The 23,007-nt window shown below is 61.4% G+C and carries 19 protein-coding genes and 1 tRNA gene; all 20 read left to right on the forward strand.

The window, feature by feature from the left end; all coding sequences use genetic code 11:
- The first annotated feature begins 223 nt into the window (after positions 1-223).
- The 20 genes from yghX to fusA all read left to right on the forward strand — a co-directional run bounded on the left by yghX (position 224) and on the right by fusA (position 22,892).
- A complete protein-coding gene (gene yghX, locus PARACOCCUSGL_RS0116590; RefSeq protein ID WP_010398978.1) occupies positions 224-1,114 on the forward strand; it encodes a YghX family hydrolase in 891 nt (296 codons plus the stop codon).
- Positions 1,115-1,165: 51 nt separating this feature from the next.
- Positions 1,166-1,558: a VOC family protein gene (locus PARACOCCUSGL_RS0116595; RefSeq protein WP_010398979.1), complete on the forward strand. Its 393-nt coding sequence runs from the start codon at positions 1,166-1,168 to the stop codon at positions 1,556-1,558.
- Positions 1,555-1,968, forward strand: coding sequence for a GFA family protein (locus PARACOCCUSGL_RS0116600; protein ID WP_010398982.1), 414 nt, complete (start codon positions 1,555-1,557; stop codon positions 1,966-1,968). The genes PARACOCCUSGL_RS0116595 and PARACOCCUSGL_RS0116600 overlap by 4 nt, the downstream gene beginning before the upstream one ends.
- Before the next feature lie 169 nt (positions 1,969-2,137).
- Entirely contained in the window at positions 2,138-2,791 is a 654-nt protein-coding gene (locus PARACOCCUSGL_RS0116605; RefSeq protein WP_010398984.1) for a CatB-related O-acetyltransferase, read from the forward strand.
- A gap of 57 nt (positions 2,792-2,848) precedes the next feature.
- Positions 2,849-4,690: an ABC transporter ATP-binding protein gene (locus PARACOCCUSGL_RS0116610; protein ID WP_010398986.1), complete on the forward strand. Its 1,842-nt coding sequence runs from the start codon at positions 2,849-2,851 to the stop codon at positions 4,688-4,690.
- Positions 4,691-4,740: 50 nt separating this feature from the next.
- Positions 4,741-4,816, forward strand: a tRNA-Trp gene (locus PARACOCCUSGL_RS0116615).
- 143 nt (positions 4,817-4,959) lie between these two features.
- Positions 4,960-5,223 carry a preprotein translocase subunit SecE gene (secE, locus tag PARACOCCUSGL_RS0116620; protein WP_010398988.1) on the forward strand — a complete coding sequence of 88 codons (264 nt, stop codon included), beginning with the start codon at positions 4,960-4,962 and terminating at the stop codon, positions 5,221-5,223.
- A gap of 195 nt (positions 5,224-5,418) precedes the next feature.
- A complete protein-coding gene (nusG, locus tag PARACOCCUSGL_RS0116625) occupies positions 5,419-5,958 on the forward strand; it encodes a transcription termination/antitermination protein NusG (RefSeq protein ID WP_010398990.1) in 540 nt (179 codons plus the stop codon).
- Between the two features lie 84 nt (positions 5,959-6,042).
- Entirely contained in the window at positions 6,043-6,495 is a 453-nt protein-coding gene (rplK, locus tag PARACOCCUSGL_RS0116630) for a 50S ribosomal protein L11 (protein ID WP_010398993.1), read from the forward strand.
- A 3-nt stretch (positions 6,496-6,498) separates the two neighbouring features.
- On the forward strand, positions 6,499-7,197 hold the full coding sequence (gene rplA, locus PARACOCCUSGL_RS0116635; RefSeq protein ID WP_010398994.1) for a 50S ribosomal protein L1: 699 nt from the start codon (positions 6,499-6,501) through the stop codon (positions 7,195-7,197).
- A gap of 243 nt (positions 7,198-7,440) precedes the next feature.
- Positions 7,441-7,956 carry a 50S ribosomal protein L10 gene (rplJ, locus tag PARACOCCUSGL_RS0116640; RefSeq protein ID WP_010398998.1) on the forward strand — a complete coding sequence of 172 codons (516 nt, stop codon included), beginning with the start codon at positions 7,441-7,443 and terminating at the stop codon, positions 7,954-7,956.
- A 66-nt stretch (positions 7,957-8,022) separates the two neighbouring features.
- Positions 8,023-8,403: a 50S ribosomal protein L7/L12 gene (gene rplL / locus PARACOCCUSGL_RS0116645; protein WP_010399001.1), complete on the forward strand. Its 381-nt coding sequence runs from the start codon at positions 8,023-8,025 to the stop codon at positions 8,401-8,403.
- A gap of 237 nt (positions 8,404-8,640) precedes the next feature.
- Positions 8,641-12,789, forward strand: coding sequence for a DNA-directed RNA polymerase subunit beta (rpoB, locus tag PARACOCCUSGL_RS0116650; protein WP_010399004.1), 4,149 nt, complete (start codon positions 8,641-8,643; stop codon positions 12,787-12,789).
- An 81-nt stretch (positions 12,790-12,870) separates the two neighbouring features.
- On the forward strand, positions 12,871-17,082 hold the full coding sequence (gene rpoC / locus PARACOCCUSGL_RS0116655; RefSeq protein ID WP_010399006.1) for a DNA-directed RNA polymerase subunit beta': 4,212 nt from the start codon (positions 12,871-12,873) through the stop codon (positions 17,080-17,082).
- A 158-nt stretch (positions 17,083-17,240) separates the two neighbouring features.
- Positions 17,241-17,846 carry an isoprenylcysteine carboxylmethyltransferase family protein gene (locus PARACOCCUSGL_RS0116660; RefSeq protein WP_010399008.1) on the forward strand — a complete coding sequence of 202 codons (606 nt, stop codon included), beginning with the start codon at positions 17,241-17,243 and terminating at the stop codon, positions 17,844-17,846.
- A gap of 36 nt (positions 17,847-17,882) precedes the next feature.
- A complete protein-coding gene (locus PARACOCCUSGL_RS0116665; protein WP_029372518.1) occupies positions 17,883-18,821 on the forward strand; it encodes a DMT family transporter in 939 nt (312 codons plus the stop codon).
- Positions 18,821-19,642 carry a putative rhamnosyl transferase gene (locus PARACOCCUSGL_RS20785; RefSeq protein ID WP_050804212.1) on the forward strand — a complete coding sequence of 274 codons (822 nt, stop codon included), beginning with the start codon at positions 18,821-18,823 and terminating at the stop codon, positions 19,640-19,642. The genes PARACOCCUSGL_RS0116665 and PARACOCCUSGL_RS20785 overlap by 1 nt, the downstream gene beginning before the upstream one ends.
- A gap of 253 nt (positions 19,643-19,895) precedes the next feature.
- Complete coding sequence (gene rpsL, locus PARACOCCUSGL_RS0116675) at positions 19,896-20,267, forward strand: 30S ribosomal protein S12 (protein ID WP_010399029.1); 372 nt, start codon at positions 19,896-19,898, stop codon at positions 20,265-20,267.
- A gap of 12 nt (positions 20,268-20,279) precedes the next feature.
- On the forward strand, positions 20,280-20,750 hold the full coding sequence (rpsG, locus tag PARACOCCUSGL_RS0116680) for a 30S ribosomal protein S7 (protein WP_010399032.1): 471 nt from the start codon (positions 20,280-20,282) through the stop codon (positions 20,748-20,750).
- Between the two features lie 18 nt (positions 20,751-20,768).
- Positions 20,769-22,892, forward strand: a complete 2,124-nt coding sequence (gene fusA / locus PARACOCCUSGL_RS0116685) for an elongation factor G (RefSeq protein WP_010399035.1) — start codon at positions 20,769-20,771, stop codon at positions 22,890-22,892.
- Positions 22,893-23,007: the final 115 nt, after the last annotated feature.

Below are 23,007 nucleotides of genomic sequence, written 5' to 3' on the forward strand. Positions count from 1 at the left end.
GGCGTCGTCTCCAAAATCATTAAATAAGCGTCGTGGGGGCGTAATGCCCCCGCGCGCCACAGGCGTCGGCTGATCTTTCAACGGATATCGCGACAGGAAGGCCGCTCCGAAAGGGGTGGCCTTTTTTCTTTTGGACGCCCCGGGCTTTACCGGCTCACGCGAGTTTTTCGCGTCAGTAAGGCTGTGTCATGTTAGCCTTTCCCCCTCAGAGGAGGGTACGATCATGACCGAACGCAGGAAGGCTGCGGATTTTCACCCCCGCATTCTTGAGATTTTTGACGGCTACGTGCACGGCCGAATCACCAAGCGCGATTTCATGGTACAGGCAGCGCAATTCGCCACCGCCGGGATGAGCGCTGTCGCGATCTTTGAGGCGCTGCGCCCGAACTATGCGCTGGCTCAGCAGGTTCCGCCCGACGACCCCGCCATCCGGACCGAGACTGTGAGTTACGACAGCCCGCAGGGTCATGGGCGCATCAGCGGGCTGATGGCCCGCCCTGCCGAGGCGCAGGGCAGCCTGTCCGCCGTGCTGGTGGTACATGAGAACCGTGGCCTGAATCCCTATATCGCGGATGTGGTGCGCCGTCTGGGCAAGGCGGGCTATCTGGCCTTTGGTCCTGACGGGCTCAGCTCTCGGGGCGGGTATCCCGGGAATGATGATCAGGGCCGCGAGATGCAGGCCGGCATGGATCCGGCCAGGCTGATGGAGGATTTCTTTGCCGCCTATGAATTCCTGCGCGACCACGCCGACTCGACCGGCAAGGTGGGCGCGGTGGGCTTTTGCTATGGTGGCGGGGTCTGCAATGCGCTGGCGGTAGCTTACGCCGATCTTGCCGCCTCGGTCCCCTTCTATGGCCGCCAGCCCCGGCCCGAAGAGGTGCCGCAGATCCGCGCCCCGCTGCTGCTGCATTACGCCGAGAATGATGAGCGGGTGAACGCCGGCTGGCCCGATTATGAGGCCGCGCTGAAAAAGCATGGCAAGGAATATCAGGCCCATTTCTATCCCGGTACCCAGCACGGTTTTCATAACGACACCACGCCGCGCTATGACAAACAGGCGGCCGAGCTTGCCTGGCAGCGGACACTGGAGTTTTTCGGCGAAAAGCTCTCCTGACACGGTCTGTCAGCAGTCCGGGTCCATTCTGGCCGGGAAAGGAGATTTCGCATGATTGATCATATTGGATTTCCCGTCTCGGATCTGGCCCGCCCGCGCGCCTTTTACGACCGGGCGCTGGCACCTTTGGGCATTAAGCTGATGATGGAGGTGACCGAGGAAATGACCGGCGGTCATGGTGCCCATCTGGGCTATGGCCGCGATGGTAACCCCTTTTTCCGGATCGGCACCGGCCGGTCGGTGCCGGCGGGGGTGCATATCGCCTTTGCCGCCTCTGACCGCGCGATGGTGGACGCATTTCACGCCGCCGCGCTGGCCGCAGGTGGACGCGATAATGGCGCGCCGGGGCTACGGCCGGAATATCACGCCAGCTATTGCGGAGCCTTTATTCTTGACCCCGACGGAAACAATATCGAGGCCGTCCATCACGGAGCGCCCGCATGACCCTGTATCATGGCTCTTGTTTCTGCGGCGCGGTCCGGTTTGAGGCCGAGGGAGATCTGTCCCAGGGCACCATGCGCTGCAATTGCAGCTTTTGCCGCAAGATGCGCTACTGGGAGATGCGTCTGCCCGATCCCGAACGGTTCCGTGTCTTGCAAGGCGCTGATGCCCTGGCCGAGACCCCGCGCCGTCAGCAGGATGGGGCGGATATGCACCACCTATTTTGCTCGCGCTGCGGCACTCGGCTATGGACCGAGGGTAACATTGCCGAGATTGGCGGGCAGTTCCGCATGGTGTGCATCAACGCCCTTGACGATCTGTCCGAGGCTGAGCTGATCGCGGCGCCGGTCTTTTATGCCGACGGTGCGCATGATGCGTGGTGGGACCCCGCGCCGGAAACGCGGCATCTTTGACTTTCGTCCCTCCCTGGCAGGGCGGGGAATTCGGTTGCCGGAAAGGGCGCTGTCAATCACGTTGCCTCACCCGGAAAATCCGTCTAAAGTAGCAGCCGCAACAGAGGAGAACGGTGTCATGGACAGCTCGCACATCTGACCTTTCACGGACGGATTGACGAGGATTCCCATGACTGCTGACTTCCTTGAGGCGGCTTTGCCCCACCCTATGCGCTTTCCAGACGGTTCTGTGAACCGGGGTCTGGTGTATCTGAACCAGGTGATCGACCATCCGAATATCGAGATCGGCGATTTCACCTATGCCAGCAGCTTTGAGCCGCCAGATGACTGGGCGGTGCGGTTGGCACCTTATACCTGTGCGGGCGCGCCCGAGCGGCTGGTCATCGGGCGGTTTTGCCAGATTGCCGACCGGGTGCGGATCATCACCGCCCCGGCCAACCATCCGATGGCCGGCGTATCGACCTATCCCTTTGCGATCTTTGATCACGCACGGGTGGGCGATTACATCGACCAGATCAGCGGCCTGCCTGATACGGTGATCGGCCATGATGTCTGGATCGGCGACGGTGCCACCATTCTGCCCGGTGCCCGGATCGGTAGCGGTGTCATCATCGGCGCCGGTGCGGTGGCAGGTGGTGTGGTGCCGGATTACGCCGTGGTCGCGGGCAACCCGGCTCGTGTCATAAGGATGCGCTTTGACGATGCCACTGTTGCGCGGCTGCTGGCGCTGCAATGGTGGCTGTGGCCACCGGCGCGGATTGCGCGTGCCACCGCCGCATTGGCGCGGGCCGATGTCGCGGCGCTTGAAAGACTGGCCGCCTGAGGCGGTTTGACGGAACGAACCGGGCCGCGGCCCGGACCAATGAGAATGAGGTTCAAGATGTTTGGCTGGTTCGAGCGCCGGCTTGATCCCTATCCGGCTGATCCGCCGCAGATGCCGCCGCAGGGTTTGTGGCGGTTCATCCTGCATTTTTCGCGCGGTGCCAAAGGCTTCATGCTGGCCATGGCGGCCTGTTCGGCACTGATCGCGATCGCCGAGGTGATCCTTTTTGGCTATATGGGCGAACTGGTGAACCTGCTGGCCGAGGCAGACCGCCAGAACTTTTGGTCGACCGAGGGCAGTCGCCTGATCCTGATGGGCGTGCTGCTGGTGATCGGTCTGCCGGTGCTGCAGGTGCTGTTTTCGCTGTTGATGCACCAGACGCTGATGGGCAACTTTCCCCAGCGCATCCGCTGGCAGGCGCATCGCTATCTGCTGCGCCAGTCGATGAGTTATTTTCAGGATGAGTTTGCCGGCCGCATTGCCACCAAGCTGATGCAGACCGCGCTGGCTGTGCGCGAAGTGGCGATGAAGTTCATGGACGTGCTGACCTATGTCTGCGTCTATTTCATCGGTGCGCTGCTGCTGGCGGCATCGACCGACTGCTGGCTGGCGCTGCCCTTTGTCGCCTGGGCCGTACTTTACGGTCTGCTGCTGTGGTGGCTGATTCCGCGCATCGGCCGGATCAGCGAGGCGCAGGCCGATGCCCGCGCGGTGATGACCGGCCGGGTGGTGGACAGCTACACCAACATCTCGACCGTCAAGCTGTTCTCGCATTCATCGCGGGAAGAGGCTTACGTTCGCGAAAGCATGGACGGCTTTCTCGGCACGGTTCATGTGCAGATGCGGCTGGCCTCGATCCAGAACATCCTGATCTCGACCCTGAACTCTCTGCTGACCTTTGCGGTCACGGCGCTGGGGCTGTGGCTGTGGACGCATGGCAAGATCGACGTCGGCGCGGTGGCGGTTGCTATCCCGCTGGCGCTGCGGCTTGGCAATATGTCGCACTGGATCATGTGGGAGTTCGCGATGCTGTTCGAAAACATCGGTACGGTTCGCGACGGGATCGGCTCTTTGTCGCTGCCACGCATGGTGACGGACGCCAGGGGCGCCCGGCCGCTTTCTGTGCCCGAAGGACAGGTCGAATTCAGCAAGGTCACCTTCCGCTATGGCGAACAGGCCAGCCAGGGTCGCGGCGCGGTGCTTGATGATCTTAGCCTGACCATCGCGCCGGGTGAGCGTATTGGCCTGGTCGGTCGCTCGGGGGCGGGGAAATCGACGCTGGTGAACCTGCTGCTGCGTTTCCACGATCTTGAGACGGGGCGTATCCTGATCGATGGTCAGGACGTCTCGCAGGTGACGCAGGAATCACTGCGCGCCGCCATCGGGGTGGTCACGCAGGACACCTCGCTTTTGCACCGGTCGATCCGTGACAACATCTCGTATGGTCGCCCCGATGCTTCTGAGGCCGAGATCCGGCGTGCTATCGAACTCGCCGAGGCGGACTTTATCTTCAGCCTGACCGATTCGCAGGGCAGGCGGGGGCTAGAGGCGCATGTGGGTGAACGCGGGGTCAAACTGTCCGGCGGTCAGCGCCAGCGGGTCGCTATCGCGCGGGTGCTTTTGAAGGATGCGCCGATTCTGGTTCTGGACGAGGCGACTTCGGCGCTGGACAGCGAGGTAGAGGCGGCGATTCAGTCGCAGCTCGACATGCTGATGCAGGGCAAGACCGTGATCGCGATTGCGCACCGGCTTTCCACCATTGCCCGTATGGACCGGCTGGTGGTGATGGAGCGGGGCCGCATCGTCGAGCAGGGCACTCATGAGGAGCTGCTGGCACATGGCGGCATCTATGCGGGGCTTTGGGCGCGGCAATCGGGCGGGTTTCTTGAGGCAGAGTGATCTTACCTCTTGAACCGGCCTTGCAGCTGCCGTAATCAGCAGCGCGGCCTAGGGGTATAGCTCAGTTGGTAGAGCATCGGTCTCCAAAACCGAGGGTCGGGGGTTCGAGTCCCTCTGCCCCTGCCAGTCACCTTGACTGGACAGGCACCGCAGCAATCAAAGACAGCGCCGGATAGTGGGCAAGGCTATGCCTTGTGCTGATTCGTACCCGTCAGCCTGCGCGGCTGGCCAAGCTGTCAGGGACATCCGGTCGCAGCCGGAGATGGGGTATGAAACCGGCGCTTGAAAAGCGGCTCGGCACAGGCTATCTGACCCGCTGCAAGACCGAAGGGAAATCCATGGCCAACCCCGTCCAGTTCATCAGCCAGGTCCGCAGCGAGCTTGGCAAGATCGCCTGGCCCACCCGCCGCGAGGTGGTGACGACCACGATCATGGTTTTCATCATGGCGACGTTGGCGTCGGTGTTTTTCTTCCTCGTGGACCTGTTGATCAAGACTGGTCTGTCGAGCGTCATCAACCTGATCGGTAGCTGAGGGCTTGCATTGAGCGGCAGGGGGCGGTATGTCCGCCCGACCTGCCCTTAACGCGGCGTGCATCGATTCGGTCGTGCGCGCCGATTTCGATTTGGCCGGCGCTAGCATGATTTGCGCCCAGTCCGGCCGGGGCGGTAAAGGAATTCAATGGGTTGGCCTTGGTCCGCCCGGAAGGAAACAGGGGTCGATCGAGACATGGCAAAGCGTTGGTATTCGGTCAGCGTCCTGTCAAACTTTGAAAAGAAGGTCGCCGAGGCGATTCGTCAGGCGGTGACTGAAAAGGGTTTGCAGGACCAGATCGAAGAAGTGCTGGTCCCGACCGAGGAAGTGATCGAGATTCGCCGGGGCAAGAAAGTCACCTCCGAGCGCCGTTTCATGCCCGGCTATGTTCTGGTGCGGATGGAGCTGACGGATCAGACCTATCATCTGGTCAACTCGATCAACCGCGTCACCGGTTTCCTTGGCGCGCACGGCAAGCCGATGCCCATGCGCGACGACGAGGTGAATGCGATCTTGAATCGCACGGGCGAGGGCGGGGCCGAAGTCGCGCCGCGTAACCTGATCCGCTTTGACGTGGGTGAAAAAGTGAATGTGACCGACGGGCCGTTCGAAGGCTTCTCGGGCATGGTCGAGGAAGTGGACGAGGTCGCGAATCGTGTCAAAGTGACCGTTTCGATCTTTGGCCGTCCCACCCCGGTCGAACTGGAATTCACGCAGGTCGCCAAAACCGCGTGATCATCTGCGGGAGGCGTGAGCCGCACCGCTAAGTCGGCCCCAAAGCTCATACCGGGCGGGGCGTGATGATAAGGAGAGGGCCAGATGGCCAAGAAAGTTGTCGGCAGCCTAAAGCTGCAAATCAAGGCGGGTCAGGCGAACCCGTCCCCGCCCGTCGGCCCGGCTCTGGGTCAGCGCGGCATCAACATCATGGAATTCTGCAAGGCGTTCAACGCCCGCACGCAGGAGATGGAGCAGGGCATCCCTGTTCCGGTCGTGATCACCTACTACGCCGATAAATCCTTTACCTTCGAGACCAAGACGCCGCCCGCGTCGTTCCTGCTCAAGAAGGCTGCCGGTCTTAAGCCGCAGGGCAAGCGCAACCGCGCCAAGGGCTCGGAAAAGCCCGGTCGTCAGGTCGCTGGCACCGTGACTGTCAAGCAGATCCGCGAGATCGCCGAAGCGAAGATGAAGGACCTGTCCGCCAACGACGTCGAGGCCGCGATGCAAATCATCCTGGGCTCGGCGCGTTCGATCGGCATCGAGGTGAAAGGCTAAGCCATGGCTAAACTTTCGAAAAAGCAAGCCGCTGCCCGCGCCGCCTTTGATGGCAAATCGAACCTTTCGGTCGAGGAAGCTGTCAAGCTGGTCAAGGACAACGCCACCGCGAAATTTGACGAAACCGTCGAGATCGCGATGAATCTGGGCGTTGACCCGCGCCACGCCGACCAGATGGTCCGTGGTGTCGTCACCCTGCCGAACGGCACCGGCAAGGACGTGCGCGTTGCCGTCTTTGCTCGTGGCCCCAAGGCTGACGAAGCCCGTGCCGCTGGTGCCGATATCGTTGGCGCTGAGGACCTGATGGAAACCATCCAGTCGGGCAAGATCGAGTTCGACCGCTGCATCGCCACTCCGGACATGATGCCGCTGGTTGGCCGTCTTGGCAAAATCCTTGGCCCGCGCAACCTGATGCCGAACCCCAAAGTCGGCACGGTGACGATGGACGTGAAAGCTGCTGTCGACGCTGCCAAAGGTGGTGAGGTTCAATTCAAGGCCGAGAAAGCGGGCGTTGTCCACGCTGGCGTCGGCAAAGCCTCGTTCGAAGTCGAGAAGCTGGCCCAGAACATCCGCGCCTTTGTGGATGCGGTGAACAAGGCCAAGCCCTCGGGCGCGAAAGGCACCTATGTGAAGAAGGTCTCGATCAGCTCGACCATGGGTCCGGGCGTGTCGCTGGACCTGACTTCGACCGCCGCCGAATAAGCGGCAAGAATTTCGCCGGCGTTCTTTACGGGGGCCGGCGGATGGCGAGGCAGCGATGCCTCGTCCTGTCCGAGACGGAGGGTGCCGGGAAACCGGCTTAATCGTCCTTCCTGAGATGGGATCAAGACCATTTTCCGGGCCCCGCCCCGGGTGATCTTGGGACCGTCACGGACCCGCCCCGGTGCCGCTTGCGGCGCTGGGAAAATGAGAGCCGGGGGGAAACCCCCAACTTGGAGTGAAACCGTGGATAGAGCGCAAAAAGAACAGGTGGTCGAGGAACTCGGCCAGATCTTTGAAGCCTCTGGCGTCGTGGTGGTTGCCCGCTACGAGGGAATGACGGTTGCCGAAATGCAGGACCTGCGCGCGCAAATGCGCGAAGCTGGCGGGTCCGTCCGCGTTGCCAAGAACAGGCTCGCCAAGATCGCCCTGGATGGAAAGCCTTGCGCAAGCATCGCCGACTATCTGACGGGTATGACCGTGCTCGCCTTTTCCGAGGACCCGGTGGCTGCTGCCAAGGTCGCGGACAAATTCGCCAAGGGTAACGACAAGTTCGTGATTCTTGGCGGCGCCATGGGTGACACGGCGCTTGACCCGGCCGGTGTGAAGGCTGTGGCCCAGATGCCGTCGCGCGAGGAGCTTATCGCTTCGATCGTGGCTTGCATCGGTGCCCCGGCATCCAACATCGCGGGCGCGATTGGCGCACCTGCCAGCAACATCGCGGGCATCCTCAAGACTCTGGAAGAGCGCGAGGCCGCCTGAGGCAATCCCAATTCCGTCGTGGGGTTGAAACCCCGACGTTGGAACACTTAATGAAAGAACGGAAAAATGGCTGACCTGAAAAAACTCGCCGAAGAAATCGTGGGCCTGACCCTGCTGGAAGCCCAGGAACTGAAAAACATCCTGAAAGAAGAATACGGCATTGAGCCGGCTGCTGGCGGCGCTGTCATGGTTGCCGGCCCGGCTGCTGGTGGTGACGCCGGCGGCGCTGCCGAAGAGAAAACCGAATTCGACGTCGTCCTGGTCGACGCCGGCGCCAACAAGATCAACGTGATCAAAGAAGTGCGCGGCATCACCGGTCTGGGCCTGAAAGAAGCCAAAGACCTGGTCGAAGCTGGTGGCAAGGTGAAAGAGGGTGCCTCGAAAGCCGACGCCGAAGAAATGAAGAAGAAGCTCGAAGCGGCTGGTGCCAAGGTCGAGCTGAAGTAATTGGCCCTTGCGGCCAGTTGACTGCAAGAAAACGGGCAGGGTCCGGGGTTTTCCGGTCCCTGCCGAACCTGTCTTGAAGGGCGGTTTCGCAACAGACCTTCCCTCAGGGCATGTTCGGGGTTCGGGAGTCGTGCGGTGGGACGCACGGCACGAATTGAACCCCGCCCTCATTCGCCGCCTTGTGCAGTCCGGGCCCCGACGGCCTGCGCAAGCGAAAGACGAAAGGTTAGACCCTCTATGGCGCAAGCTTATGTCGGCCAGAAACGCATCCGGCGTTACTATGGCAATATCCGCGAAGTTCTGGAGATGCCGAACCTCATTGAGGTTCAGAAATCTTCTTATGACCTGTTCCTGAATTCCGGCGAGAGCGACAGCCACCGGGATGGCGAAGGGCTGCAGGGTGTTTTCCAGTCGGTGTTCCCGATCCGGGACTTTAATGAGACCGCGACGCTCGAATTCGTGAAATACGAGCTGGAAAAGCCCAAATACGACGTGGATGAGTGCCAAAGCCGCGACATGACCTATGCCGCGCCGCTAAAGGTGACGCTGCGTCTGATCGTATTTGATGTCGACGAGGCCACCGGTGCCAAATCGGTCAAGGACATCAAAGAGCAGGACGTCTATATGGGCGATATGCCGCTCATGACTCAGAACGGTACGTTCATCGTGAACGGGACCGAACGGGTCGTGGTGTCGCAGATGCACCGCTCGCCGGGCGTGTTCTTTGACCATGACCGTGGCAAGACCCATTCCTCGGGCAAACTGCTGTTCGCCTGCCGCATCATTCCCTATCGCGGCTCGTGGCTGGACTTTGAGTTTGACGCCAAGGACCTGGTCTTTGCGCGTATCGACCGCCGCCGGAAACTGCCGGTGACGACGCTGCTCTATGCGCTCGGCATGGATCAGGAAGGCATCATGGACGCGTTCTACAACACCGTCCATTATCGACTGCAGCGCGCCGGCAAGGGGCAGGATGCTGGCTGGGTCACGAGGTTCTTCCCCGAGCGTGTGCGCGGCACCCGGCCGAGCTTTGATCTTGTGAATGCCGAGTCGGGCGAGGTCATCACCAAGGCCGGCGACAAGGTGACGCCGCGTCTGGTCAAGCAGTTGGTCGAGCAGGGCGATATCAACCTGCTGCTGCCGTTCGATAAAATCATTGGCCGCTTTGTTGCCAAGGACATCATCAACGAACAGACTGGTCTGATCTACGCCGAAGCCGGGGACGAGATCACCGTCGAATATGATCGCGACGGCGAGATTTCGGGCGGCCTGCTGAAGGTGCTGCTGGACAATGGCATCGAGGATATCCCGGTCCTCGACATCGACCATGTCAACGTTGGTCCTTACATCCGCAACACCATGGCTGCGGACAAGAACATGAACCGCGAGCAGGCGCTGATGGATATCTATCGCGTCATGCGTCCGGGTGAGCCGCCGACCGTCGAGGCCGCCTCGACGCTGTTCGGCAGCCTGTTCTTTGATGGCGAGCGTTATGACCTCTCGGCCGTTGGCCGGGTCAAGATGAACATGCGCCTTGATCTTGATGCGCCGGACACTCAGCGCACCCTGCGCAAGGAAGACATCATCGCCTGTATCCGTGGCCTTGTCGAACTGCGTGATGGCAAGGGCGAGATCGACGATATCGACCACCTCGGCAACCGCCGGGTGCGCTCGGTCGGCGAGCTGATGGAAAACCAATATCGCATCGGTCTGCTGCGCATGGAGCGTGCAATCCGTGAGCGTATGTCGGGCGTCGAGATCGACACCGTCATGCCGCAGGACCTGATCAACGCCAAACCTGCTGCTGCTGCAGTGCGCGAGTTCTTTGGCTCGTCGCAGCTGTCGCAGTTCATGGACCAGACCAACCCGCTGTCAGAAGTGACGCACAAACGCCGTCTTTCGGCGCTTGGCCCGGGCGGTCTGACCCGTGAGCGTGCGGGCTTTGAGGTGCGCGACGTTCACCCGACCCATTACGGCCGGATGTGCCCGATCGAGACGCCGGAAGGTCAGAACATCGGTCTGATCAACAGCCTCGCGACCTTTGCCCGTGTGAACAAATACGGCTTCATCGAAACCCCCTATCGTCGGGTGGTCGATGGCACGGTCACTGATGACGTGGTCTATATGTCGGCCACCGAAGAGATGCGCCATACCATCGCCCAGGCCAATGCCGAACTGGATGAGAACGGGCGCTTCGTGCAAGAGCTGGTCTCGACCCGTCAGGGCGGCGACTTCATGCTGAACCCCGTCGATGCGGTCGATCTGATCGACGTTTCGCCCAAGCAGCTGGTTTCGGTCGCTGCCGCGCTGATCCCGTTCCTGGAAAACGACGACGCCAACCGCGCGCTGATGGGGTCGAACATGCAGCGTCAGGCTGTGCCGTTGCTGCGGGCAGAAGCGCCCTTTGTCGGCACCGGCATGGAGGCGACGGTCGCCCGCGATTCGGGTGCGGCGATCATGGCGCGTCGCGGCGGGATCATCGACCAGGTCGATGCCCAGCGTATCGTTATCCGTGCGACCGAAGATCTGGGCGCCGGTGACGCTGGCGTGGACATTTATCGTCTGCGCAAGTTCAAACGTTCGAACCAGTCCTCGACCATCAACCAGCGCCCGCTGGTCAAGGTGGGAGAAAAGGTCGTCAAGGGTCAGGTCATCGCTGACGGTCCCTCGACCGATCAGGGGGAACTGGCGATCGGCCGGAACGTGGTCGTGGCCTTCATGCCCTGGAACGGCTACAACTACGAGGACTCGATCCTGATCTCTGAGCGGATTCACCGCGACGACGTGTTCACCTCGATCCATATCGATGAATACGAGGTTGCGGCCCGCGATACCAAGCTGGGCCCGGAAGAGATCACCCGCGACATCCCGAACGTCGGTGAAGAGGCGCTGCGCAACCTTGATGAGGCTGGCATCGTCTATATCGGCGCCGAGGTCGGCCCGGGCGACATTCTGGTTGGCAAGATCACGCCCAAGGGCGAAAGCCCGATGACGCCGGAAGAAAAGCTTCTGCGCGCCATCTTTGGTGAAAAGGCGTCCGACGTGCGCGACACGTCGCTGCGTCTGCCGCCGGGCGCCTATGGCACCGTGGTCGAGGTCCGGGTCTTTAACCGTCACGGCGTCGACAAGGACGAGCGTGCGTTGCAGATCGAGCGTGAAGAGGTCGAGCGTCTGGCCCGTGACCGGGACGACGAGCTTGCGATCCTTGAACGCAACATCTACGCGCGTCTCAAGACGCTCATCATGGGCAAGGAAGTCGTCAAGGGGCCGAAAGGCATCCGCGCCGGGGCTGTCGTGGACGAGGATCTGCTGGGTCAGCTGAGCCGCGGCCAGTGGTGGCAGCTTGCTGTCGCCGACGAAAGCACCGCCAAGGAAGTCGAGGCGCTGAACCAGCAATTCGACGCGCAGAAACGCGCGCTTGACAACCGTTTCGACGACAAGGTCGAAAAGGTCCGTCAGGGCGACGATCTGCCTCCGGGCGTGATGAAGATGGTCAAGGTCTTTGTCGCTGTGAAGCGCAAGCTGCAAGCGGGCGACAAGATGGCCGGTCGTCACGGCAACAAGGGTGTCGTTTCGAAGGTCGTTCCGATCGAGGACATGCCCTTCCTTGCTGACGGTACCCCGGTTGACCTGGTGCTGAACCCGCTGGGCGTGCCTTCGCGGATGAACGTCGGGCAGATCCTTGAAACCCACATGGGCTGGGCTTCGCGCGGTCTGGGCATCAAGATCGACGAGGCGCTGCAGGACTATCGCCGCAATGGCGACATGACCCCGGTGCGCGATGCGATGCGCAATGGCTATGGCGACGACTTCTATGCCGAGACCTTCGAAGGCATGGATGACGCGACCCTGCTTGAGCATGCCGACGCGGTGCGCGGCGGCGTTCCCATCGCGACGCCCGTCTTCGACGGCGCGAAAGAGGCCGATGTGAATGACGCTCTGCGTCGCGCTGGTTTCGACACCTCGGGTCAGTCCATCGTCTTTGACGGCCGCACCGGCGAGCAGTTCGCGCGTCCGGTCACCGTGGGGATGAAATACGTCCTGAAGCTGCACCACCTTGTCGATGACAAGATGCACGCACGTTCGACCGGGCCGTACAGCCTCGTCACCCAGCAGCCGCTGGGCGGCAAGGCCCAGTTCGGTGGCCAGCGTCTGGGTGAGATGGAGGTCTGGGCTCTGGAAGCCTACGGCGCCGCCTACACCCTGCAAGAGATGCTGACCGTCAAGTCGGACGACGTGGCGGGCCGGACCAAGGTCTATGAGAGCATCGTCAAGGGCGAGGACAATTTCGAGGCCGGCGTGCCGGAGTCGTTCAACGTTCTGGTCAAGGAGGTCCGGGGTCTGGGCCTCAACATGGAACTCCTGGATGCGGAGGACGAGGAGTAACGGATCACCGCGCGGGGTGCGCCATAGTGCGCGCCCCGCAGGTCCCCTCCCGCAGTCCGCGCCCCTGAATAGGATTTGGAAATGAACCAGGAACTTGCCACCAATCCGCTGAACCCGCTGGCCTCGCCGCGGCAGTTCGATGAAATTCGCATCTCGCTGGCCTCGCCCGAGGAAATCCTCGCCTGGTCCTATGGTGAGGTGAAAAAGCCCGAAACCATCAACTATCGTACGTTCAAACCCGAACGTGACGGCCTGTTCTGCGCCCGTATTTTCGGTCCGATCAAAGACTACGAATGCCTTTGCGGCAAATACAAGCGCATGAAATATCGCGGCCTCGTCTGCGAGAAATGCGGCGTCGAGGTCACGCTGCAAAAGGTCCGGCGCGAGCGTATGGGCCATATCGAGCTGGCCGCGCCGGTCGCCCATATCTGGTTCCTCAAGTCGCTGCCTTCGCGCATCGGCCTGATGCTGGACATGACGCTGCGCGATCTTGAGCGTATCCTCTATTTCGAAAACTACGTCGTGATCGAACCCGGTCTGACCGAGCTGAGCTATGCCCAGCTGCTGACCGAAGAGGAATATCTGGACGCGCAGGACCAATATGGCGCCGACGCCTTTACCGCCGATATCGGCGCCGAGGCGATCCGCACCATGCTGGCCAATATCGACCTTGCCGCGACCGCCGAACAGCTGCGCGAAGAGCTGAAAGAGGCCACCGGTGAACTGAAGCCGAAAAAGATCATCAAACGGCTGAAGATCGTCGAGTCCTTCCTGGAATCGGGCAACCGTCCGGAATGGATGGTCATGACCGTGATCCCGGTCATCCCGCCGGAACTGCGCCCGCTGGTGCCGCTGGATGGCGGCCGCTTTGCGACCTCGGACCTGAACGACCTTTATCGTCGGGTTATCAACCGTAACAACCGTCTGAAGCGGCTGATCGAGCTGCGCGCGCCCGACATCATCGTGCGTAACGAAAAGCGGATGTTGCAGGAATCGGTCGACGCACTGTTTGACAACGGCCGCCGTGGCCGTGTCATCACCGGCAACAACAAGCGTCCGCTGAAGTCGCTGTCTGATATGCTCAAGGGTAAGCAGGGCCGGTTCCGTCAGAACCTGCTCGGCAAGCGCGTGGACTTTTCGGGCCGTTCGGTCATCGTGACCGGTCCCGAGCTCAAGCTGCACCAATGCGGCCTGCCCAAGAAGATGGCGCTTGAGCTGTTCAAGCCCTTCATCTACTCGCGCCTTGAAGCCAAAGGTCTGTCGAGCACCGTCAAACAGGCCAAGAAACTGGTCGAGAAAGAACGTCCCGAGGTCTGGGATATCCTTGACGAGGTGATCCGCGAACACCCGGTCCTGCTGAACCGGGCGCCGACGCTGCACCGTCTGGGCATCCAGGCATTCGAGCCGATCCTGATCGAAGGCAAGGCGATCCAGCTGCACCCGCTGGTCTGCTCGGCCTTCAACGCCGACTTCGACGGCGACCAGATGGCCGTGCACGTGCCGCTGTCGCTTGAGGCGCAGCTTGAAGCCCGCGTCCTGATGATGTCCACGAACAACGTGCTGTCGCCTGCGAACGGCGCGCCGATCATCGTGCCGTCGCAGGACATGGTTCTGGGTCTTTACTACACGACCATGGAGCGCGAGGGCATGAAGGGCGAGGGCATGGCCTTTGCCAGCCTCGAAGAGGTCGAACACGCGCTGGCCGCCGGCGTGGTGCATTTGCATTCCCGCATCACCGCCCGCCTGCCGCAGATCGACGAGAACGGCAACGAGGTCATCAGGCGCTTTGAGACCACGCCGGGCCGCGTCCGTCTGGGTGCCTTGCTGCCGCGCAACGCCAAGGCTCCGTTCGAGCTGGTGAACCGTCTGCTGCGCAAGAAGGACATCCAGAACGTCATCGACACCGTCTATCGCTACTGCGGTCAGAAGGAATCGGTGATCTTCTGTGACCAGATCATGGCGCTTGGCTTCCGCGAGGCGTTCCGCGCCGGTATCTCGTTTGGCAAGGACGACATGGTCATCCCGCCGAACAAGTGGGAGCTGGTCGAAGAGACGCAGGACCAGGTCAAGCAGTTCGAACAGCAGTATCTGGACGGCCTCATCACCCAGGGTGAGAAATACAACAAGGTCGTCGATGCCTGGTCGAAGTGTAACGACCGCGTCACCGATGCGATGATGAAGACCATCTCGGCTGTCAAGAAGGACGAGAAAGGCGCTGAACAAGAGCCGAACTCGGTCTACATGATGGCGCATTCGGGCGCCCGGGGTTCGGTCAGCCAGATGAAACAGCTGGGCGGCATGCGCGGCCTGATGGCCAAGCCGAACGGCGAGATCATCGAGACGCCGATCATTTCGAACTTTAAGGAAGGTCTGACCGTTCTTGAGTACTTCAACTCGACCCACGGTGCGCGGAAGGGTCTGTCTGACACGGCGCTCAAGACGGCGAACTCGGGTTACCTGACCCGCCGTCTGGTCGACGTGGCGCAGGACTGCATCATCCGCGAACATGACTGCGGCACCGAGCGTTCGATCACCGCTTCGGCAGCGGTCAATGACGGTGAGGTTGTCAGCCCGCTGTCCGAGCGCGTTCTGGGCCGTGTCGCGGCTGAGGACGTTCTGGTCCCGGGCGAAGACGTGGTCATCGTTCGCAAGAACGAGCTGATCGATGAGCGCAAGGCCGATGAGATCGAAACGGCGGGCGTCCAGTCCGTCCGCATCCGTTCGGCCCTGACCTGCGAGTCGGACGACGGCGTTTGCGCGCTCTGCTATGGCCGCGACCTCGCGCGCGGTACGCTTGTCAACATCGGCGAGGCGGTGGGTATTATCGCCGCCCAGTCGATCGGCGAGCCGGGCACGCAGCTGACCATGCGGACCTTCCACATCGGCGGTATCGCTCAGGGTGGCCAGCAGTCCTTTATCGCTGCGGCGCAAGAGGGCACGGTTGCTTTCGAAAACGAAAGCACGCTGGAAAACGCCAATGGCGAGCTGATCGTGATGAGCCGCAACATGCAGCTGCACATCCGCAGCGCCCAGGGCGACACGCTGACCAGCCACAAGCTGTTCTACGGCTCGAAGCTGTTCGTGCGTGAAGGCGAGCCGGTGACCCGCGGTCAGAAGATGTTCGAATGGGACCCCTATACCCTGCCGATCATCGCCGAGAAGGCGGGTGTGGCGAAATATGTCGATCTGGTCAGCGGCCTTTCGGTGCGCGACGAGACCGACGATGCCACCGGCATGACCCAGAAGATCGTAACCGACTGGCGCTCGGCCCCGCGTGGCAACGAGCTGAAGCCCGAGATCATCATTGTCGACCAGAACGGCGAACCGGTTCGTAACGAACAGGGTAACCCGGTCACCTATCCGATGTCGGTCGACGCCATCCTCTCGGTCGAGGACGGGCAGGAGATCCGGGCCGGTGACGTGGTGGCGCGTATCCCGCGCGAGGGTGCCAAGACCAAGGACATCACCGGGGGTCTGCCCCGCGTGGCGGAATTGTTCGAGGCCCGTCGTCCCAAGGATCACGCGATCATTGCCGAAATCGACGGCTATGTGCGCTTTGGCAAGGACTACAAGAACAAGCGCCGCATCGCTATCGAGCCCGCCCAGGAAGGTCTGGAGCCGGTCGAGTACATGGTGCCGAAAGGCAAGCACATCCCGGTGCAGGAAGGCGACTTCGTGCAGAAGGGTGACTATATCATGGACGGCAACCCGGCGCCGCATGACATCCTGCGCATCCTCGGTATCGAGGCCCTTGCCGATTACCTGATCGACGAGGTGCAGGACGTCTATCGACTGCAGGGCGTGAAGATCAACGACAAGCACATCGAAGTGATTGTTCGCCAGATGCTGCAGAAGATCGAGATCATCGACAGTGGCGATACCACGCTGCTGAAGGGCGAGCATGTCGACCGCGACGAGTTCGAGGAAGAGAACGCCAAGATCGAAGCCAAGGGTGGCCGTCCGGCCACGGGCGAGCCGGTGCTGCTGGGCATCACCAAGGCCAGCCTGCAGACCCGCAGCTTTATCTCGGCCGCCTCGTTCCAGGAAACGACGCGCGTGCTGACCGAGGCTGCCGTTCAGGGCAAGCGCGACAAGCTGGTTGGCCTGAAAGAGAACGTGATCGTGGGCCGGCTGATCCCGGCCGGTACCGGTGGAGCGACGGCCCGCGTGCGCCGGATCGCCTCGGATCGCGACCATGAGGTGATCGAGACGCGCCGCGCCGAGGCCGAAGCTGCCGCTGCGCTGATCGCGCCGGAAGAAAGCGCCCCGGTCGAGGCGGGCGGCGAAGAGTGATCCAGATCATGATCTGAAGGAAAGGCCCGGCAGAAATGCCGGGCCTTTTCGTTTCTCTGTCCCGGTCGCACACTTGCAGGTCTCGATTGCGTGAATTGCGGGCGGCGGATAACGATATTAGGGGCGAGCCACCATCTGATCAGTTCGCAGGAGAGGTCATGCGCGCAGCGGTCAATCAGAAGATCCGTATCAACATCCTCCGCCTGTCGGCGCTGGCTCTGATACCAGCCGTTTTTGTCATCAACCCGGCCCTGAAATTGCAGGGCTTTGGGCATGAGACTATCGAAGCCTTTGGCATCCTGCTTTTGCTGGCGGGGGTGCTGGGGCGGTTCTGGTCAATCCTCTATGTCGGCGGGGCCAAGAACCGGGTCGTCATGCAGGATGGACCCTATTCGATGACCCGAAATCCGCTTTACTTCTTTTCGACCGTGGCGGCGACGGGGATCGGACTGATGTTTGGCGCAATCAGCCTGGCGCTGCTGATCGGGGGCACAGTGGGCGCGATCCTGTGGGTCACCGCCCGGCGCGAGGCGGATTTTCTGTCCGAAAGCTTTGGTCCCGAATATGACGCCTATGCGGCGCGCACGCCCTTTTTCCTGCCCGATCCGACCCTGTTCCGGACCGGTCCCACAGCGCAGTTCGATACGGCGACGCTGCGGCGCAACCTGTTTGACGCATTCGTCTTTCTTTCCTTCATCCCGATTGTCGAGCTGGTGGATGAGGTAAAGCTGAGCCTTGGCTGGTCACTGATCACGCTCTGGTAGATGATCGGGGGCAGCCATCTTGTGTATCGGACCGCTATGCTAAGGCCTGATCTGCCCCCCGCTGCAACGCCGCCGGTTCTGCCGCCCTCGTCCGTTTTACCGGGCGGAGGGGCGGATAATCTGCGCGGCTCATTGCTGATGATGCTCAGCACTGCTGCTTTCATCTGTAACGACACGGTGATGAAGGCCGTCACCCAAAGCCTGCCGCTTTATCAGGCGATCGCCCTTCGCGGAGGGGTTGTGCTGCTGCTGGTGTTTCTGGCGCGGGCACAAGGCGGGGTGCGCCTGCGGGTGCCCCGCGGCGATATGGCACCGCTGATCCTGCGCACAGCGGCGGATGTTGCCTCGACGGTGCTTTATCTGCTGGCGCTGCGGCAGATGGCGCTGGCCGATATCTCGGCCATCATGCAGGCGCTGCCTTTGGCGATCACTCTGGCGGCTGCATTGTTTTTCCGCGAAAGGCTGGGGTGGAGGCGGATGCTTGCCATCACCATCGGTTTTTGCGGAGTGCTGCTGATCCTGCGCCCGGGGACGGGGGCCTTTGACCTTTGGTCGGGTGTGGCATTGGTGGCGATGCTGCTGATCGTATTGCGGGACATGACGACGCGGCTGTTCTCGGTGGGGGTGGGCTCATCGACAGTTGCGTTTCACGCCGCTCTTGCGGTGGCGCTGTCCGGTCTGTTGCTTAGCGCCGGGGAAAGCTGGCGGTTTCCGACGACGGGTGAATTTGCGCTTTTGGTGCTAGCTGCGTTGTTTCTAAGCGTCGGCTATATCACAGCTGTCGCGACCATGCGGGTAGGAGAGATTTCCTTCGTCGCGCCGTTCCGTTACAGTTCGCTGGTCTGGGCCGTGCTGCTGGGGCTGGCAGTCTTTGGCGAATGGCCCGATATCTGGACCTGGGCAGGCTCAGCTCTGGTCGTGGGCGCGGGGATCTACACCATCCTGCGCGAGGGAAAACTGCAAGGCAGGGATTGATGCGAATACAGATGCTGGGCCTGTGCCGCTTTTCCTATCTGGGCGGCCGCGGTTTCCAGACCGCTCCTGACAGCTTGGAAGAACGACGGGCCTATCTTTACGATCCCCAACGGCTGGCACGCCGCTGGTTCTGGTTTGAACATGTCACTTTGCCCAGTCTGCTCGTGCAAACGGATCCGGATTTTACCCTTGTGCTGATGACCGGGCCGGACCTGCCCGACCCGTGGCTGTCCAATCTGCGCGAACTGGCTGGGACTGTGCCGCAGTTCAGGTTGGCCCTGATCCCGCCGATGGAGTCGCATCTGGATGCCTGCATGGCGGCTGTCGCACCCCATATCGAACCGGGTGCCGATGTCGTTGGCCACTTCCGTCAAGACGACGATGATGCGGTGGCCGTCGACTATATCCGTCATGCGCGGCGTGACTTTGCTGATATGCGGCAGCTGTGGGAACGCAAGCGCAGGCTGTTTTGCGATTATACGCGCGGCGTGGTGCTGCGGGTAAAGCCCAAGGGCATTACGACCGAACTGCGTATCACCCACCACGCCAGTGCGGCATTGACCGTCTATCTGCCACCGGATGCCGAGCGCTGCGTTGTTCATTATCCGCATTGGCAGGTGGGCGCGTTGATGCCTGGCGTGGCGCTGGCGAGCCGACCGATGTATGTGCGGCTTTTGCATCACGACAATGACTCGGGCGCTGTCGGGCCGGGCTACAGGACCCCTGTGCAGCCCGAGAGTTTTGAGCCGGTTCTGGCAGAGCGGTTCCGCATCGACCTTGCGGCCCTGCGGGATGGTACGGAGCGGCTCTTGGCGGGGTGAAGAGTGGGGCAGGGTTGTTGACTCGTCCCCGGTTTGCCCATATACGCCGCTCACCCGTCAGGAATCTGATCGGGGCCCAGAACCTCTGTGGTCATGATCCGGGCCAAAACGCCCCGATCCTCTGGTAATCAACCCGTCCTGCCTCACTAGGGGATAGGATGGGCTGTGGCGTTTCACGATGGGCGTGATTCGCCGTCGAGAAGTGGCGCAGCCGGTGGCTGCGAGTATTGACGAAAGCAAGACGGGGAACCGAATGCCGACGATCCAACAGCTGATCCGCAAACCGCGGCAGCCCAAAGTGCAGCGATCCAAATCGCAGCACCTCCAATCCTGCCCGCAAAAGCGTGGCGTGTGCACGCGCGTCTATACCACGACGCCGAAAAAGCCGAACTCGGCCATGCGGAAAGTCGCCAAAGTGCGTCTGACCAATGGTTTCGAGGTTATCTCCTACATCCCGGGTGAAAAGCACAACCTGCAAGAGCACAGCGTCGTGCTGATCCGCGGCGGCCGGGTAAAAGACCTTCCGGGTGTGCGTTACCACATCCTGCGCGGCGTACTGGATACCCAGGGCGTCAAGGACCGTCGCCAGCGTCGTTCGAAATACGGCGCCAAGCGTCCGAAGTAAGGAGATCCGCACATGTCTCGTCGTCATGCCGCTGAAAAGCGCGAAGTGTTGCCCGACGCCAAATACGGTGATCGCGTTCTCACGAAATTCATGAACAACCTGATGGTGGACGGCAAGAAATCGGTTGCCGAACGCATCGTTTACAACGCTCTGGACCGTGTTCAGGCCAAACTGAAGCGCGAGCCGGTGGAAGTCTTCCACGAGGCGCTGGACAACGTGAAGCCTTCGGTCGAAGTGCGTTCGCGCCGCGTCGGTGGTGCGACCTACCAGGTTCCGGTCGAGGTGCGCCCGACCCGTCGTGAAGCTCTCGCCATCCGCTGGCTGATCGCTGCGGCCAAGAACCGCAACGAACACACCATGGAAGAGCGCCTTGCCGGTGAGCTTGCCGATGCCGTCAACGGCCGCGGTACCGCCGTCAAGAAGCGTGAAGACACGCACAAGATGGCCGACGCCAACAAGGCGTTCAGCCATTACCGCTGGTAACCGGAAGGAAGGCCCTTAATGGCACGCGAATATCCGCTGGAGCGCTACCGGAACTTCGGGATCATGGCCCACATTGATGCGGGCAAGACCACGACGACCGAGCGCATCCTGTTCTACACCGGCAAAAACCACAAAATGGGTGAGACGCACGAAGGTGCGTCCACCATGGACTGGATGGAGCAGGAGGCCGAGCGCGGCATCACCATCACCTCGGCCGCGACCACGACTTTCTGGCAGCGTCACGAGGATCCGGACTACAATATCGATGAGAAAGAGCGTTGCCGCTTTAACATCATCGACACCCCCGGCCACGTTGACTTTACCATCGAGGTCGAGCGTTCGCTGGCCGTTCTGGACGGCGCGATCTGTCTTCTGGACGGTAACGCCGGCGTTGAGCCGCAGACCGAAACGGTGTGGCGTCAGGCCGACCGGTACAAGGTTCCGCGGATCGTTTTCGTCAACAAGATGGACAAGATCGGCGCCGACTTCTTCAAGTGCGTCGCCATGATCAAGGACCGCACCGGTGGCACCCCGTGCCCGATCGCCCTGCCGATCGGCGCCGAGGACAAGCTGGAAGGCATCGTCGATCTGATCAAGATGGAAGAATGGGTGTGGAAAGGCGAGGACCTTGGTGCCTCGTGGATCCGTCAGCCCATCCGTGAAGAGCTTCAGGACGTCGCCGAAGAATGGCGCGGCAAGATGATCGAACTCGCCGTCGAACAGGACGACGAGGCGATGGAAGCCTATCTCGAAGGCAATGAGCCTGACGAGGAAACGCTGCGCAAGCTGATCCGTAAGGGCACGCTGTCGCTGTCGTTCTTCCCGGTCATGGCTGGCTCGGCCTTCAAGAACAAAGGTGTTCAGCCGCTGCTGAACGCGGTTGTGGACTTCCTGCCCGCACCGACCGACGTTCCGGCCTATGTCGGCTTCGCCCCGGGCGACGAGACCGAGACCCGCAATATTGAGCGTCACGCTGCTGACAGCGAGCCCTTCTCGGCTCTGGCGTTCAAGATCATGAACGACCCCTTCGTTGGTTCGCTCACCTTTACCCGCATCTACTCTGGCCAGCTCAAGAAGGGCGACCAGATGCTGAACTCGACCAAAGGTAAGCGCGAGCGCGTCGGCCGTATGATGCTGATGCATTCGATCAACCGCGAAGAGATCGAAGAAGCCTATGCCGGTGACATCATCGCTCTGGCAGGTCTGAAAGAAACCACCACGGGTGACACGCTGTGCGATCCGAACAAACCGGTGGTTCTGGAAACCATGACCTTCCCCGAGCCGGTGATCGAAATTGCCGTCGAGCCGAAGTCCAAAGCCGACCAGGAAAAGATGGGCCTTGCCCTTCAGCGTCTGGCTGCCGAGGACCCGTCCTTCCGCGTTGAAACCGATCTGGAATCGGGGCAGACCATCATGAAGGGCATGGGCGAACTTCACCTCGACATCCTGGTCGACCGCATGAAGCGCGAGTTCAAGGTCGAGGCGAACATCGGTGCTCCGCAGGTGGCCTATCGCGAGACCATTTCGCAGGCGGCCGAGATCGACTACACGCACAAGAAACAGACCGGTGGTACCGGCCAGTTCGCGCGCGTGAAGCTGGTGATCGAACCGACCGAGCCGGGCGAGGGCTATTCGTTCGAATCCCGCATCGTTGGTGGTGCGGTTCCGAAGGAATACATCCCCGGTGTCGAGAAAGGCATCAAATCGGTGATGGATTCGGGTCCGCTGGCCGGCTTCCCGGTGATCGACTTCAAGGTTGCGCTGATTGATGGTGCCTTCCACGACGTCGACTCGTCGGTTCTGGCCTTTGAAATCGCTGCCCGTGCTGCGATGCGCGACGGTCTGAAGAAGGCGGGTGCTAAGCTGCTCGAGCCGATCATGCGCGTCGAGGTCGTCACGCCGGAAGAATACACCGGTTCGATCATCGGCGACCTGACCAGCCGTCGGGGCATGGTGCGTGGCCAGGACAGCCGCGGCAACGCGAACGTCATCGACGCTTTCGTGCCGCTCGCCAACATGTTCGGCTACATCAACAACCTGCGTTCGATGTCCTCGGGCCGTGCGGTGTTCACGATGCAGTTCGACCATTACGAGGCCGTGCCGCAGAACATCTCGGACGAGATCCAAAAGAAATACGCGTAATCCCGGCGGTGCGTGGGCGACCACGCACCCTACCAACCCCGTAGGGTGCGTGCTTGCACGCACCGTCAACACAAGGAGCCATTCTCATGGCAAAGGCAAAGTTTGAACGTACGAA

Origin of the sequence: Paracoccus sp. TRP (genome assembly GCF_000185925.1) — a bacterium.
GTDB classification, from domain to species: domain Bacteria; phylum Pseudomonadota; class Alphaproteobacteria; order Rhodobacterales; family Rhodobacteraceae; genus Paracoccus; species Paracoccus kondratievae.